Here is a 14,703-nt window from a genome sequence, read left to right as displayed (position 1 = left end):
GGCTCATGCGTGCCCTCGTCCCTCTGCTTATCGCGATTTCGACGCTCGGACCGACGCCTGCTGCCGCGTCGCAATATGCCTCGCCCTATCACGAATTGCAGGCGATGGACGGACAGCTCGCCACCATCGGATACCGCCTCGCCACCGCAAACGCGCCGCTGTGCGAGCGGCTGGACGGCGCAACCGGCCTGCAATTGCACGACATCGCGCAATATGGGGATCGCGAGGCGATTGCTGGCGTGTTCGCGTTTGAAAGTCCGGTCGAAGTCGAAGCGGTGGTGCCAGGCAGCCCTGGAGCGGCCGCTGCTATTGTGCCCGGCGACGCGTTGGTTGCCCTCCACCACGATACGCAGACGCAGCGCATCGACGCGATGACCGAGGGGCTGACGGACGATCCCTATACGCGCATCCAGCGCATCGCGGACGCTTTTGCCGCCGCCACTTCGGCAGGCCACCCCGTTACGCTCGATCTTCTGCGTCACGGCCGTCCCCTTTCGATCACGCTGACCCCAGCCCCCGCCTGTGCCACGCGCTTTCAGCTGTTGATCGAGAAAGGTTATGATGCGGGCGCGGATGGGCGGATGGTCAGCGTGAACCTGCCGCTTATGCAATATGCGCTGGGTGCTCCCGATGGCGAAGGGCAGCTCGCGGCCGTCGTCGCGCACGAATTTGCCCACAATGTCCTGCGCCATCGCGAGCGGCTGAACGCCGTTGACATCAAGCGTGGCATCGGGCGAATGTTCGGCAAGAACCCACGCCGCATCCGGCAGACCGAGGAGGAGGCGGACCGGCTGTCGGTCTGGCTGCTCGCCAATGCCGGTTACGATCCCGCCAGCGCGATCCGCTTCTGGGAGCGTTTTGGCCGCGAACATGGCGAGGGGCTGATCAGCGATGGCACGCATGCACGCTGGAAGGAACGCGCCAAAGCGATTGACGAGGAGATCGCGCGCCTGCCCACCGCCGCCACGCGCGATGGAGCGAAGGTTCCACCGATCCTGACGCAGCCGCTCCCCTCCCTGAAATAGTCTCTCCAGACATTAGGCATGACGCGTCAAAACCCGCGGCCTTGCCCACGGCCCTTGCCGCCACCATCTTCTGGACAAGTGATTTTCAGGAAGGAACTCTCCCATGAGCGAACAGGCCATATTTGCCGGCGGCTGCTTCTGGTGCACCGAAGCGGTGTTCAAGCAGCTTGGCGGCGTTAGCGCAGTCGAAAGCGGCTATATCGGCGGCCATGTCGACAATCCGACGTATCGCGAAGTCTGCTCCGGCACGACCGGCCATGCCGAGGCAATCCGCGTCACCTATGATCCCGCTGTCATCTCCTATGGCGATCTGGCAGATATCTTCTTCGCGACGCACGACCCAACGCAGCTCAACCGCCAGGGCAATGATGTCGGCACCCAATATCGCAGCGCCATGTTCCCGCTGGACGATGACCAGCAAGCGGAAGCCGAAGCCGCGATCGACCGGGCAGCCAAGGACCATTCGGGCGAAATCGTCACCACTATCGAGGAAGCGACCACCTGGTATCCTGCCGAGGATTATCATCAGGATTATTGGGACGGCGAAGGGCAAGGCAATCCCTACTGCATGGCGGTGATCCCGCCCAAGCTTCAGAAGCTGAAGAAGGGCTTCGCCGACAGGCTGCGTGAAACGGCCTGACCAATCCAGATCAGTTGACAACCCAGATCAGTTGAAAACAAAGCGGGCTCCTGCAAAGGCAGGGGCTCGTTGTGCATTGACAGGGGCAGATTCATGAAACCGATCCGCAAGGCCGTTTTTCCCGTTGCGGGCCTTGGCACCCGCTTCCTGCCCGCCACCAAGGCGGTGCCGAAGGAAATGCTCCCGGTGGTCGACAAGCCGCTGATCCAATATGCGGTGGACGAGGCGCGCGAGGCGGGGATCGAGCAGATGATTTTCGTCACCGGGCGCGGCAAAAGCGCGATCGAGGATCATTTCGACATCGCCTATGAGCTGCAAACGACCATGGGTGAACGCGGCAAGGACATGGATTTGCTGGACGGCACGCGCCTTGGCCCCGGCGCGTGCGTATATGTTCGTCAGCAAGAGCCGCTGGGTCTGGGCCACGCCATCTGGTGTGCGCGCGACATCGTGGGCGATGAGCCCTTCGCCATCTTCCTTCCCGACGAGATGATGCACGGTTCGCCCGGCTGCATGAAGCAGATGGTGGACGCCTATGAAAAGGTCGGCGGCAACATGATCAGCGTGCTAGAAATCCCGCGCGAGGCGGTGTCGAGCTACGGCGTGGTCGATCCGGGGACAAGTGACGGCAACCTGACCGAAGTGAAGGGTCTTGTCGAAAAGCCAGCGGTGGAGGATGCGCCCTCCAACCTCATCGTATCCGGCCGTTACATCCTACAGCCCGAAGTGATGCGCGTGCTGGAAACGCAGGAAGCGGGCGCCGGGGGCGAGATCCAGCTTACCGACGCGATGGCCAAGATGATCGGCCAGCAACCCTTCCATGCCCATATCTTCGATGGCGAACGGTTCGATTGCGGCTCAAAGGTCGGCTATCTCAAGGCCAATCTCGCTCTGGCGCTCGAACGGCCCGAACTGGCGAAGGAGGTCCGCGCCTTCGCGGTGGATCTTTTGAACTGATCGTTCACCATATCGTTACTCGGCGCAGCTTAGGGTGAGCCTCATGTCCTTGCTCCGTGCCCTGCCCCTGCTGCTTGCCGTCCCGATGCTCGGTGGATGTCTCAGCACTGTGGCCGATGTGGTGACACTGCCCGTCAAGATTGCCAAAACCGGCGTGAATGCGGTGGGTTCGGGTATCGACGCAGTCACCGTCAGCCAGTCTGAGCGGGACGAGAAGCGTGGCCGCGATCTGCGCCGACGAGAGGAACGGCTGGGAAAGCTTTCGCGCGAACGGGACAAGCTGCAACGCAAATGCGATCGCGATCCGGGCAATGATGCCTGCGCGGACCTGTACAAGGTCGAGCGCGAGATGGAGTATCTAATGAACGAGCCGGTCTGAAACCGCCTCGCATTGTGCCAACCTACCGCACGGCGGCGCGCTTCAACCGATCGTTGATCGCTACGCCGATCCCCCCATCAGGCACCGGTGCCACCGCGATCGCCGCGCGGTCGCTGGCATCCGCGCGGTGCAGTGCGGCGTACAGGTGGGCCGCGGCTTCGGCGAGGTCTCCGTCGACCGATAGAGTATCGTCACCCGTCACTTCACCGAAACCGATCAGCCACTCGCCTTTTTCACCGCTCTTGGCGTCGAGCCGCAGCGGCTTCGACGGGGCGTAATGGCTCGCCATCTGTCCCGGTGCTTCGATCCCCTGCCCCGCTTCCGCTGTGGGCGGGCTGCCGAGAGCTTCGATCAGCTCCTCCAGCGGCAGCGGACCGGGACGTAGCAGACGCCAGCCCTCCGGCTCCAGCTTCACGATGGTCGATTCGAGGCCCTGCCGCGTCGGCCCGCCGTCCAGGATCAGCGGCACCCGCTCTCCCAACGACGCGGCGACATGGGCGGTTTCGGACGGACTGATCGCGCCGCTGCGATTCGCGGACGGCGCGGCCAATGCGAGGCCACTGGTCGCCAGCACCGCTTGAAACACCGCATGGGCCGGGCAGCGCAGCGCCACGGTGGGAAGCCCAGCGGTCGCTGCTTCGGCCAATGGAGCGCCGTCGCGACGCGGCAGAACCAAGGTAAGCGGCCCCGGCCAGAACCGTTCGGCCAGGTCGAGCGCGCGCTCATCGAACAGCGCCAGGGTTTCCGCATGCGCCCGATCGCGTACATGCACGATCAGCGGATTGAAGCTCGGCCGCCCTTTGATGCGATAGATTTCCGCTACGGCGTCGTCGCGCGCGGCATCGGCGGCAAGCCCGTAAACCGTTTCGGTCGGGAGCGCGACAGCCTGCCCGGACCCGAGCAAAGCAGCGGCGCGTTCGATACCGGCATCATCGGCTTGGTCGATCATCTCATCGCTCCCGCAAGGCTGGAGCCCAACGCTTTCCTTCGGGGCATGACCTGAGTGATAGGGCCCCGCCTTCATCACCGCGATGTTTTTCTTTTTTGCGAAAATGAAGCCCTGCTCTTCCAGCGGCGCGGGCCACATGCCTATAAGCATAGAAACCCTTTTTTCGGAGAGCCTTCATGTTCACCGCCCCCACCCGCGAGCAGCTGTTCGTGCTGCGCCATATCACCGGCATCGACGAACTTGCCGGGCATAATCGCTTCGCCGACGCCACACCGGACATGGTGCAGGCGATCGTCGAAGGCGTAGGCGACTTCGCCGAGAACGAGTTCGCGCCGCTCAACCGCATCGGCGACACCGTGGGCGCACAAATGAAGGACGGGCATGTGGTGATGCCGGACGGCTACAAGGCCGCTTGGGACGCCTATGTGCAGAACGGCTGGGCAGGCATCGCAGCGCCTGCCGATTATGGCGGCCAGGGCCTGCCCTTCTCGCTCGCCACCGTGGCGCTGGAAAGCCTTGGCGCGGCCAATATGGCGCTAACGCTCTGCCCGATCCTCTCGGTCGGCGCGGTCGAGGCAATCGCGCATCATGGCAGCGAAGAGCAGAAAGAACTATATCTGCCCAAGCTTGCCGCCGGCGAGTGGACCGGCACGATGAACCTCACCGAGCCGCAGGCCGGCTCCGATGTCGGCGCGCTCACCGCCACCGCCACCCCGCGCGAAGACGGCGGCTGGAACATCAAGGGCCAGAAAATCTACATCACCTTCGGCGATCACGACATGGCCGAAAATATCGTTCACCTGGTTCTGGCCCGAACGCCCGACGCACCGGCAGGAACGCGCGGCATTTCGCTGTTCCTGGTGCCGAAAACCCGCGTCAATGCGGATGGATCGCTGGGCGAGGACAACCACGTCCGCACCGTCTCGATCGAACATAAGCTCGGCATCAACGCTTCGCCCACCTGCGTTCTCGCTTATGGCGAGGATGGCGACAGCATCGGCCATCTGATCGGGCCGGAGCATGGCGGCATGCGCGCGATGTTCACGATGATGAACAACGCACGGCTCAATGTCGGCCTGCAGGGCGTGCAAATCGGTGAACGCGCGACGCAGCAGGCCCTCGCTTTCGCCGCCGAGCGCGTGCAGTCCGCGCGGGCGGGCGGGGAAAGCCGCGATCCGATCGCCATTCTGGACCATCCCGACGTGCGCCGCATGCTGCTGCGCATGAAGGCCGGCACGCAGGCGATCCGTGCGCTGCTCTATTATGCCAGCGGTCAGGTGGACCGCGCGACCCTGGGCGATGCGGACGCGCGTGGCCTTGCCGATCTGCTCACCCCGCTGTCCAAGGCCTATGCCACCGATCTGGGCATCGAGATCGCAAGCCTCGGCATTCAGGTGCATGGCGGCATGGGGTTCGTCGAGGAAACCGGCGCGGCGCAGCATTATCGCGACGCGCGCATCGCGCCGATCTACGAAGGCACCAACGGCATCCAGGCGGCGGACCTTGTCGGGCGCAAGCTGTCGATGGACGGCGGCGCGGTCGCGCGCGGGCTGGTGGAGCGCATCGCGGCCGAGGCGGAAGGTCCGCTTGCCGATCTTGCCGCCGCCACGGGCCGCGTGCTCCACTGGATGCAGGACGAAGCGAGCATCGACGACAAGCTGGGCGGCAGCGTGCCCTTCCTCACCATGTACGCCACGCTGGTGAGCGGCTGGCTGATGGCCAAGCAGCGCGCCGCCGCACAGGATGAACTGGCCGGCGGCGACGATCCGTTCCTGAAGGGGAAGATTGCCGCGGCGGACTATTATCTCACCGCGATGGTGCCAGAGGCCACCGGACTTGAAGCCGCCGCCACCGCCGGAGCGGAGCCACTTTACGCTTTGACCGCCGCCGAACTCGCAGCCTGATTGTGGCGGATAGGGAGTACCGCGACGATTGCGAAATTCACTGCGTCGGCGATTACGAAATCGCCGAGCATTATGGCGATCCGCGCGAACTCGACGTCCCCACATTTGCGGTGGAGGACAATGAAGTGCGCTTCTTTCACGCCGCGGAGGATCGGCTTGCCGCGGTCATCGGCCTCATCGACATGGCCGAGGAGCGCATCCGTGCCTTCTACTATATGGTGGGCGAGGACGAGATCGGCGAGGCTTTCATGAAGGCACTCTGCCGCGCCTGCCGCAGGGGCGTGGAAGTGCAGTTGGTGATCGATGCGATCGGCAGCGATGAGACGCCCGACAAATTCTTCAACGAATTTCTCGAAGAAGGCGGCACCTGGCACAAATTCTCCGCCGCTTGGTCCACCAAATCGCTCATCCGCAACCACCAGAAAATTCTGGTCATCGATAGCAATCAGGCAATCGTCAGCGGCTTCAACATGGCCGCCGATTATTTTGGCAAGGCCGATCCGCCGGAGAACAGCTGGGAGGATATGGGCGTGCTCGTGTCCGGCCCGGACGCCGGGCAACTCGCCGATTATTACGACAAGCTGATCGAAATCGCGAAGCAAAAGAAGGTGCGGCTTCGCGACATCCGCCGCCTGGTGAGCAACTGGCATGGCGACAGGGGCCCGCTTGCCTGGACGATCGGCGGACCGGGGCGGCTCAGCCCGTGGGTCCGCTCGCTCAAGAACGACCTGGAGAGCGGCGAGCGGCTGGACATGGTGGAAGCCTATTTTTCACCTGGGCGCAGCATCTTGAGGCGTATCGGCCATCTTGCGCGGCGCGGGCAGGCCCGCCTGATCCTGGCTGGCCGCACCGATCACAAGATCACCCTTGCCGCGCACCGGCTGACGCACAGCTATCTGCTGAAACGCCGCGCCCATGTGTACGAATATGAACGCTGCCGCCTGCACATGAAGTGCATCGTGATCGACGATGTCGTTTATGCCGGCAGCTCCAACATGGATGCGCGCAGCCTCTACGTGAATCTGGAAATCATGGTCCGCATCGAAAGCGCGGAGGCCGCGCAGCATATCCGTGAGCGGATGGACCGGATGCAGGCCCGGTCGCTGGAAATCACGCCTGATGTGAACGATAAGCGCACCGGTCTTTTCACCCGGTTATATTGGGTGTTCGCCTATTTCGTCGTCAGCACCGTGGATAAGACGGTAAGCGGCACGATCGGCCGGACCGAGGACTGATGGCGATAGAAAACGGCCCCGCGCAGCCCGCGCCCAGCCCGTCCGGAAATCCGGCGGCGATACCGGCGGCCATACCGACTGGACGCATGGCGATCCTGTTCATGGTGATGCTGATCAGCGCCGCCGGCAATACCGCCATGCAAAGCGTCCTGCCGGCCATCGGCACGCAGCTTGGCGTTGCAGATTACTGGATTTCCGCAGCGTTCACCTGGTCTGCGCTGCTTTGGGTCATCACCGCGCCCCGCTGGGCCCGCCAGTCGGATCGGCGCGGTCGCAAAAGGTTGATGATGCTGGGCGTTGCCGCCTTTTCGATATCCATGACGCTGTGCGGGATCGTTCTCTTCGTGGGCCTGCATGGATTGGTCAGTGGAGGGCTGACACTGATCATCTTCGCGCTGTTCCGCAGTATCTATGGCGGCTTCGGTTCGGCCGCGCCGCCAGCCGTGCAGGCCTATGTCGCCGCGCGCACGGAAAAGGAACAGCGCGTGAAGGCGCTCTCGCTCGTCGCCAGCAGCTTCGGCCTCGGCACCATCGTCGGCCCGTTCCTGGCGCCCTTCTTCATTCTGCCGTTCGTCGATGATGCCGGGCCGATGCTGATCTTCGCGCTGATCGGCGTTCTGGTACTGCTGGCCCTTCGCTTTCGCTTTCCGGCAGACGACCCCCGCTTTGCCGCGCGCAGCTTCGCCAGCAGCGAGCCCTATGCCAGCGCGCAGCCCAGCGCCGCCATCGCCGATCCGGACGGGACGGTGGAACGCGAAACCCTGCGCTGGCTCGATCCGCGGATTCGCGGCTGGCTCGGTATCGGCCTGGCAGGCGGCCATGCGCAGGCGGTGCTGAGCTTCGTCGCAGGTTTTCTGGTACTGGACCGGCTGGGTCTGCGTACAACGCCCGAACTTGCCTATGAGCCAACCGCGTTGGTGCTGACGGTGGGTGCGGCTGCTACCTTGATCGCGCAATGGGGCCTTATCCCCATCCTCCACATCGGCGCACGCAATTGCATCCTGTTCGGTATGGCGTTCATCGCAGCGGGTTCGCTGATGTTGGGGGCGAGCGAAAGCCTCTGCACGATAGCCGCAGGGTTCGGCGTTGCCTCACTCGGCTTTGCGCTGTTTCGGCCCGGCTTTACCGCGGGTGCCTCGCTCGCCGTGGAGCCGGAGGACCAGGGCGCGGTGGCGGGAATGGTCGCCTCCATCAACGGCGCCGCGTTCGTCCTGGGCCCCAGCGTCGGCGTTTACATCTACAACCAGAACGCCTGGGCGCTGTTCGGCCTGGCTGCGGCGCTGGCGGCGGCGGTGTTCGTCTGGACGATCTTCAAGCTGAAGCGAGAGACGGCGGGATGATGCGCCACATCGCATAGCGGTCGATTGCCGTTCGGGCTGAACTTGTCGAAGCACCGTCCTTCTTCTCGGCAGCGCCGGGGAGAAAAACGGTCCTTCGACAGGCTCGGTGCGAACGAGGTGAGCGCGTCCGTCGCAACGGACACGCTCTCTATTTGTCGCCGTGGCTTTCCAGCATTCCGGGCGTGATGAACCCGATCGACTGCGCTCGCATGGCGTTCTGTTTCAGCTTCGCTTCGATGGAGCGATATTCCTCCTCCATCTCCTGTGTCACCGAAGCACGGCTGGCGTTCATGGCCTGGCTGAAATGGCTCATGTCCACTTCGCTCACATCGTTCCCGCCCTCGCGCAGCGCGAACAGGCCCGCACGCCTGACCAGATCTTCCAGATCCGCCCCGGTGAACCGCTCGGTACGCGATGCAACCTCATCCAGATCGACATCGGACGCCAGCGGCATCTTCGCGGTGTGGATCGCAAGAATGCGCCGCCGACCGTCCTTGTTCGGAACGGACACATAGACGAGTTCGTCGAACCGGCCCGGGCGCAGCAAGGCAGGATCGACCAGTGTCGGGCGATTGGTCGCGCCGATGACGACCACGGACTGCAATTCCTCCAGCCCGTCCATCTCGGACAAGATGGTGTTCACCACGCGCTCGGTCACCTGCGGTTCGCCGCCCGATCCGCTGCCGCGCGCAGGAACCAGGGAATCGATTTCGTCGATGAAGATCACCGTCGGTGCCACCTGCCTTGCACGGGCGAAGAGCTTCGCGATCTGCTGCTCGCTCTCGCCATACCATTTCGACAGAAGGTCCGAACTTTTGGTGGCGATGAAATTGGCCTGGCTCTCGCGCGCCGCGGCCTTGGCCAGCAAGGTTTTGCCCGTACCGGGCGGTCCATAGAGCAGGAAGCCCTTGGCCGGCCGGATGCCGAGCCGCAGAAACGCGTCCGGATTGCGCAATGGCAGTTCGATGCCTTCGCGTAGCTGCCGCTGCGCTTCATCAAGACCACCGACATCTTCCCAGCGCACTTGCGGGACCTGCACCATCACCTCGCGCATCGCGGATGGTTGGATGCGCTTGAGCGCCTCCACGAAATCCTCGCGGGTGACTTCCAGCGAGGAAAGCACGTCCGGCGGGATCGTGCCTTCTTCCAGATCGATCTTCGGCATGATGCGGCGCACCGCCTCGATCGCCGCCTCGCGCGCCAGCGAGGACAGGTCCGCGCCGACGAAACCGTAGGTGGTACGGGCAAGCTCATCCAGATCGACCCGGCTGCCGAGCGGCATGCCGCGGGTGTGGATCGCCATGATCTCGCGGCGTCCGGCCTCGTCCGGCACGCCGACCACGATCTCGCGGTCAAACCGTCCGGGCCGACGCAAGGCTTCATCGACCGCTTCCGGACGGTTAGTCGCCGCAATGATCACCAGATTGGTTCGCGGCTCCAACCCGTCCATCAGGGTCAGCAGCTGCGCGACCAGCCGCTTCTCCGCCTCGCCCTGCACGCGATCGCGTTTGGGAGCAATCGAGTCGATCTCATCGATGAACAGGATCGAGGGGGCCGATTGCGTGGCCTGCTCGAACACTTCGCGAAGCCGCTTTTCCGATTCGCCATAGGCCGAACCCATGATTTCGGGCCCGTTGATCAGAAAGAAATTCGCGTCCGATTCGTTGGCAACGGCGCGCGCCAGGCGCGTCTTGCCGGTCCCCGGCGGGCCGTGCAGCAACACGCCGCGCGGCGGATCGACGCCGAGCCGGGTGAACAGCTCGGGATAGCGCAGCGGCAGCTCCACCATCTCACGCAGCTGATCGATCGTATCGGTCATGCCGCCCAGATCGTCATAGGTTACGTCGGCGCGGCGCCCTTCCTTGGGCTCGGTATATTCGCTGCGCAGTTCGATCTCGGTATTCTCGTCAATATGGACGAGACCTTTTGGCGTGGTGGAGACGACCTTGAGGCGGATCTCGGTGAGCGAGAAAGCCGGCGCATTCATCATCTGGCGCAGCTGCGGCGGCATCTCGCTTGGCTCCACGCGGCGCTGGCCAGCGGTGGCGACGACATCGCCCGCAATCATCGGTCGGCCTATGAAAGTGCGCTTGAGCGCCTGAGAACTGCCCTGCAGCCGCAGATCGCGCTGCGCAGGAGCCAAAACGACGCGGGCGGCAGCTTGCGATTCGGCCTTCTTCACCGTGACATGCTCGCCGGCACCGACGCCTGCGTTGACACGCAGAAGACCATCGATCCGGATGATCTCCAGCCCTTCATCCTCGGGATAGGGTTCGATCGCGCGCGCGGGCGTGGAGCGTTTGCCTTCGATCTCCACCACATCGCCCTGGACCAGGCCGAGCGAGGCCATCACCTGACGGGACATCCGCGCAAGGCCGCGTCCGCTGTCTTCCTTCTTGGCATTGGCGACCTGCAATTTGCGGCCCGCAACGCGCGGATCCTGCGGCTCTTCGTCAGCCATGCGGCTCCCTCTCATACAAAGTTGTCGGAGAGTATAATGGGGCGCGCGGTCGGAAGTTTCGAGGGGACGGCAGCGAAATGATTTCCACGTCCTGGCGAACCGCATGCAGTCCTTTGCCCGTCCTGGAAAACAGGCGAAAAAAAAGGCCGGTGCGAACACCGGCCCTGGAAAAGTCTTAGGAGAGGATGCCTGAAAGGCCCGTCCTAAGTGCACCCATCCGGTTTATTGTGCAAGTGCGAAAGGAATTATCTAGCTTGCAAAATGCGCAACTGAGGTTTAGCGAAGCGCAGAGTTCTGCGGGTTTGCGCATGATATCTTATTGCTGCGCCGCAACAGAAACTTGCGTCTTGGAGTAACATGCGACGTCTCCCACCCCTTCGCGCCCTTGAGGCCTTCGTCCGGACGGTAAAGCTTGGCAGTGCCAAGGCTGCGGCGAGCGAACTGGCCATCTCTGCGCCGGCCCTGAGCCGCCGGATCAAGGCACTGGAAGATTTCATCGGCAAGCCGCTGTTCGATCGCAAAGCGCAGGCGATGACACCTAATGATGACGCGCACCGCCTGATCGAAGCGGTTTCGCCCGCGCTCGACATGATCGCCGACGCCGTGGAGGCCGTCAGCGACCGCGACGCCGATTTCCGTCTGCGGCTGGGCGTGCTGCCGCTGTTCGGATCGCAGCGCCTTATTCCCAATCTGGGTGAATTGCGCCGGCTTTATCCGAAACTGCATCTCGACGTCATCACCTCCACCCATGCGGAGAACCTTCTGGGCGATTCGGTGGACGCGGCAATCATCATCGCCTCGCAGGTGGACGAGAAGCTCTACAGCCGCCGGCTGGACACCAACAGCGTGTACGCCATCACCAGCCGCGAATTCGCCGAGCGCGAAAACCTTCAGGAGCCTAACGACCTCACCGGACAAACGGTGTTCGTTCATAGCGAGATGCCCGGCACATTCGACGCCTGGCGCCGCGAGGTCGGCTTGCCGAACCTGAAGCCCGCATCGGTCGATCATATGGATTCCGGCCCGCTGATGCTGGAAGCGGCCGCGCAGGGCCTGGGCGTTGCCATCATGCACGGCAGCCATTTTTCCGACGCGCGCGACGAACGCCTCACCCGCCTGTTCGATATCGAGGTGAAGAGCCCCTACAGCTACTGGTTCGTCTGCCGCCCCCGTGCCCTGGAACGCCGCGCCGTGCGCGTCTTCCACGATTGGCTGGTGAGAGCGGAGATATAAAAAAGGCCGGAAGCTTTCGCCCCGGCCCTTTTCTATTTCTGAGAAGTTTTCTCAGCCCACCTTTGCGCTCTTGATCGCACCCGGATTGGCCGGCGGCTCACCCTTAGGGAGCGCGTCAACATGTTCCATGCCGCTCTCCACTTCGCCCCAAACGGTGTACTGACCGTCCAGGAAGCGGGCATCGTCGAAGCAGATGAAGAACTGGCTGTTCGCGCTGTTCGGATCCATCGTGCGGGCCATCGAGCAGGTGCCGCGCACATGCGGTTCCTTGCTGAACTCGGCGGGCAGGTTCGGCTTGTCCGAACCGCTGGTGCCGGTGCCGGTAGGATCGCCGCCCTGCGCCATGAAACCCGGGATCACGCGGTGGAAAACCACGCCGTCGTAAAAGCCTTCCTTGGCCAGATCGGTGATACGCTCGACATGCTTGGGCGCGAGATCGGGGCGCAGCTTGATGACCACCGGGCCACCGTCGAGTTCAAGCGTGAGGGTTTCGTCTGCCATTTCGCAATGTTCCTTCGGTTTGTTTCGCGTGCGATCTAGGCACTAGCGCGCCAGAGCGCCACCCGTTCCCGCAAGCGCGCCCATGCCGCGCGGCTATTCGCCGCCATTGCAATGCAGCATCGGTGCGTGTTTAGGCTGCACGCCCATACCGGATACCGCGAACAGAGGGGAGCGCCATGGCTGATACCGCTGATATGCTTCCCGATGAACGCGAAGCCGAAGAAAATGTTGAGACGCATGACGAGGACAATCGGCTGACCCCCAGCTTCGTCTCCAGTGTGCTCGAATCGCTGGATGATGGTGAGCGCGAGACGACCTATGCGCTCGTCGAGCAGCTCCATAATGCCGACATCGCCGATCTGTTCGAGATCGTGCCGAATGACGAACGCGCCGCGCTGGCGCTCGCCATCGGCGATCTTGTCAGCGCCGAGGTGCTGGCCGAGGTCAACGACTATGTCCGCGACGACATTATCGAGGCGCTGCCGCCCTCGCGCGTTGCGGGTCTTGCCGGCCAGCTGGAAACCGATGACGCCGTCGCGATCATCGAGGAGCTGGACGCGGACGACCAGCAGGCCGTGCTCGATGAGCTCGACCCCGAAGACCGCGCCGCCATCGAAAGCGCGCTGTCCTTTCCGGAAGAATCCGCAGGCCGCATCATGCAGCGCGATCTGGTCGCGGTGCCCGAACATATGAATGTCGGCCAGCTGATCGATTATCTGCGCGACGGCGGGGCCGATCTGACGACCGAATTCTGGGAAATCTTCGTCGTCGATCCGCAGCATCGGCCGATCGGCACCTGCCATCTCAGCTGGATCCTGCGCGCACCCCGCGACATCCCGCTGGGCGATGTGATGAAACGGGATCAGACGCTGATTCCTGCGCAGATGGACCAGGAAGAGGTCGCCCAGCGCTTTCAGAAATATGCACTAATCTCCGCCGCGGTGGTGGACGAAGGCGGGCGACTGATCGGCGTGATCACGGCCGACGATATCGTCCACATCGTCAGCCAGGAGGCCGGTGAGGATATCTTCCTGCTGTCCGGTGCGGGCGAAGGCGACATCAACGAACCGATCCGGCTCACCGTCCGCTCGCGCTTGGTCTGGCTTGTGGTGAACCTCGGCACGGCGATTATCGCATCCTCGGTTGTCGGTGCGTTTCAGGGCGTGATCGCAGCGTTCGCGCTGCTAGCCGTTTTAATGCCGATCGTCTCGGGCATGGGCGGCAATGCCGGCACACAGACGTTGGCCGTGGTGGTGCGTGCGCTCGCCACCAATCAGCTGACCCAATCCAACACGCTGCGCATGGTGGGCCGGGAGTTCCGCATTGCGCTTGCCAACGGAACGGCGCTGGGCATCCTCATCGGCATCGGCACCCTCATCATCTTCCGCAATCCGGACTTATCGATCGTCATCGCGCTTGCGATGGTGATCAACAATATGGTGGCCGGGCTGTCGGGTGTGGTGGTTCCGGTTGTGCTGCACCGGCTGGACATCGACCCTGCGGTATCGAGCTCCGTGTTTGTAACGACCATGACGGACACGATGGGGTTCTTCAGTTTCCTCGGGCTGGCAGCGCTTTGGGGCCTGGGAAGTTAGATAGCTCCGCCGTCCGGCACGAAACCGTCCCCTCTCATATTGCGCGCCGCTTAAGCAGTCGCCACATCGCCTGCCATGCCGCTCAACATGACCAAGATCGCCTTTCGCATCGACAGCTTTGCCGAGCTGCGCGAACGGCTGGAAGCACGCGCCGCGGCGGAGGGCGGGTTGTTTCACAGCACCCGCTATCGCCCCAAGCGGCACGAGGAGATGGTCGGCGGTTCGCTCTACTGGATTATCGCGCACCGCATCATGGCGCGCAGCGAAATTTTGGGCTTCAAGGAAGCGCCGGACGGGCGCACGCACATTCTACTGTCCCCGAAGCTGATCCCCGTGCGCAGCCGCGCGAAAAGGGCGCATCAGGGCTGGCGTTATCTGGAGGAGAATGACGCGCCGCCGGACCTCGACGGAGACCAAGACGCGATGGCCGAAATGCCCGCGCACATGATCGGCGAGCTGACCAAATTGGGGCTCGTCTGAAAAC

Annotated in this window: 13 protein-coding genes; 10 read left to right on the top strand and 3 right to left on the bottom strand. The window is 63.3% G+C overall.

Annotation, left to right across the window (positions count from 1 at the left end; all coding sequences use genetic code 11):
- The first annotated feature begins 5 nt into the window (after positions 1-5).
- The 4 genes from H7X45_RS14165 (at position 6) to H7X45_RS14150 (ending at position 3,001) form a co-directional block, all read left to right on the top strand.
- On the top strand, positions 6-1,025 hold the full coding sequence (locus H7X45_RS14165) for a M48 family metallopeptidase (protein ID WP_187335418.1): 1,020 nt from the start codon (positions 6-8) through the stop codon (positions 1,023-1,025).
- Between the two features lie 103 nt (positions 1,026-1,128).
- Positions 1,129-1,665 carry a peptide-methionine (S)-S-oxide reductase MsrA gene (gene msrA, locus H7X45_RS14160; protein WP_187335417.1) on the top strand — a complete coding sequence of 179 codons (537 nt, stop codon included), beginning with the start codon at positions 1,129-1,131 and terminating at the stop codon, positions 1,663-1,665.
- 93 nt (positions 1,666-1,758) lie between these two features.
- On the top strand, positions 1,759-2,622 hold the full coding sequence (gene galU, locus H7X45_RS14155; RefSeq protein WP_187335416.1) for a UTP--glucose-1-phosphate uridylyltransferase GalU: 864 nt from the start codon (positions 1,759-1,761) through the stop codon (positions 2,620-2,622).
- A 43-nt stretch (positions 2,623-2,665) separates the two neighbouring features.
- A complete protein-coding gene (locus H7X45_RS14150) occupies positions 2,666-3,001 on the top strand; it encodes a hypothetical protein (RefSeq protein WP_187335415.1) in 336 nt (111 codons plus the stop codon).
- A gap of 22 nt (positions 3,002-3,023) precedes the next feature.
- Here the strand turns inward: H7X45_RS14150 and H7X45_RS14145 are convergent, their stop codons facing one another.
- Positions 3,024-3,950 carry an L-threonylcarbamoyladenylate synthase gene (locus H7X45_RS14145; RefSeq protein ID WP_187337173.1) on the bottom strand — a complete coding sequence of 309 codons (927 nt, stop codon included), beginning with the start codon at positions 3,948-3,950 and terminating at the stop codon, positions 3,024-3,026.
- 176 nt (positions 3,951-4,126) lie between these two features.
- On the opposite strand from H7X45_RS14145, the gene H7X45_RS14140 reads away from it, so the two are divergent.
- The 3 genes from H7X45_RS14140 to H7X45_RS14130 are packed head-to-tail and all read left to right on the top strand — an operon-like array spanning position 4,127 to position 8,429.
- Entirely contained in the window at positions 4,127-5,854 is a 1,728-nt protein-coding gene (locus H7X45_RS14140; RefSeq protein WP_187335414.1) for an acyl-CoA dehydrogenase, read from the top strand.
- A gap of 2 nt (positions 5,855-5,856) precedes the next feature.
- Positions 5,857-7,089 carry a phospholipase D-like domain-containing protein gene (locus H7X45_RS14135; protein ID WP_187335413.1) on the top strand — a complete coding sequence of 411 codons (1,233 nt, stop codon included), beginning with the start codon at positions 5,857-5,859 and terminating at the stop codon, positions 7,087-7,089.
- Positions 7,089-8,429, top strand: a complete 1,341-nt coding sequence (locus tag H7X45_RS14130; protein ID WP_187335412.1) for an MFS transporter — start codon at positions 7,089-7,091, stop codon at positions 8,427-8,429. The genes H7X45_RS14135 and H7X45_RS14130 overlap by 1 nt, the downstream gene beginning before the upstream one ends.
- A 148-nt stretch (positions 8,430-8,577) precedes the next feature.
- Here the strand turns inward: H7X45_RS14130 and H7X45_RS14125 are convergent, their stop codons facing one another.
- Positions 8,578-10,890, bottom strand: a complete 2,313-nt coding sequence (locus H7X45_RS14125; protein WP_187335411.1) for a CDC48 family AAA ATPase — start codon at positions 10,888-10,890, stop codon at positions 8,578-8,580.
- Positions 10,891-11,247: 357 nt separating this feature from the next.
- Between H7X45_RS14125 and H7X45_RS14120 the strand changes: the two genes are divergently transcribed.
- Entirely contained in the window at positions 11,248-12,123 is an 876-nt protein-coding gene (locus H7X45_RS14120; RefSeq protein WP_187335410.1) for a LysR substrate-binding domain-containing protein, read from the top strand.
- A gap of 51 nt (positions 12,124-12,174) precedes the next feature.
- Here the strand turns inward: H7X45_RS14120 and H7X45_RS14115 are convergent, their stop codons facing one another.
- The gene (locus tag H7X45_RS14115) at positions 12,175-12,624 is read right to left on the bottom strand and encodes a peptidylprolyl isomerase (protein ID WP_187335409.1); all 450 of its coding nucleotides are present in this window, start codon (positions 12,622-12,624) and stop codon (positions 12,175-12,177) included.
- A 176-nt stretch (positions 12,625-12,800) separates the two neighbouring features.
- On the opposite strand from H7X45_RS14115, the gene mgtE reads away from it, so the two are divergent.
- Both mgtE and H7X45_RS14105 read left to right on the top strand, forming a co-directional pair.
- A complete protein-coding gene (gene mgtE / locus H7X45_RS14110) occupies positions 12,801-14,219 on the top strand; it encodes a magnesium transporter (protein WP_187335408.1) in 1,419 nt (472 codons plus the stop codon).
- 75 nt (positions 14,220-14,294) lie between these two features.
- Complete coding sequence (locus H7X45_RS14105) at positions 14,295-14,699, top strand: DUF1489 family protein (RefSeq protein WP_187335407.1); 405 nt, start codon at positions 14,295-14,297, stop codon at positions 14,697-14,699.
- Positions 14,700-14,703: the final 4 nt, after the last annotated feature.

The sequence above is a fragment of the Novosphingopyxis iocasae genome, assembly GCF_014334095.1.
Taxonomy (GTDB): domain Bacteria; phylum Pseudomonadota; class Alphaproteobacteria; order Sphingomonadales; family Sphingomonadaceae; genus Novosphingopyxis; species Novosphingopyxis iocasae.
This window is presented reverse-complemented; position numbering and strand designations above follow the sequence as displayed.